Origin of the sequence: Lactobacillus sp. UMNPBX4, from assembly GCF_002554115.1 — a bacterium.
In the GTDB taxonomy this organism is placed as follows: domain Bacteria; phylum Bacillota; class Bacilli; order Lactobacillales; family Lactobacillaceae; genus Lactobacillus; species Lactobacillus gallinarum.
Genome location: NZ_PCZF01000142.1, coordinates 1 through 390, shown reverse-complemented (window position 1 = coordinate 390; position 390 = coordinate 1). Strand labels below are relative to the sequence as shown.

Here is a 390-nt window from a genome sequence, read left to right as displayed (position 1 = left end):
TTATGGCAGTTATGATTATTTGTATGTTCGTCCGCAGATAGCCGCCAAGGAAGAGCGTGCGCGGCGTCAATATGAAACCGAGCTGAATCGCCATCGCGCAATTGAGCAGCGGCTGCAAAACCAGGCACAATCCGATACCGGTACCACTAATAAATTGATGCAACCAGTTGACTCGCCGGATGCTAAGCCGCTATTGGCAAAATTGCAGGCGGCGCATTTTAGCGGGACGGTTTTGATGATGCGCAAGGGTAAGGTCATACTTAATACCGGTCTGGGTTATGCGGATGTAGACTCGGGGCGCTTAAACGGTCCCGAGACACTGTATCAAATTGGTTCAATCCAAAAAGGACTGACGGCAGTGCTTTTGATGAAACTGGTTGAACAAGGCAA

At 49.5% G+C, this 390-nt stretch carries 1 protein-coding gene; it reads left to right on the top strand.

The window, feature by feature from the left end; all coding sequences use genetic code 11:
* A partial coding sequence (locus tag CP355_RS10090) for a serine hydrolase (RefSeq protein ID WP_143468961.1) occupies positions 1-390 on the top strand: 390 nt, incomplete at both ends.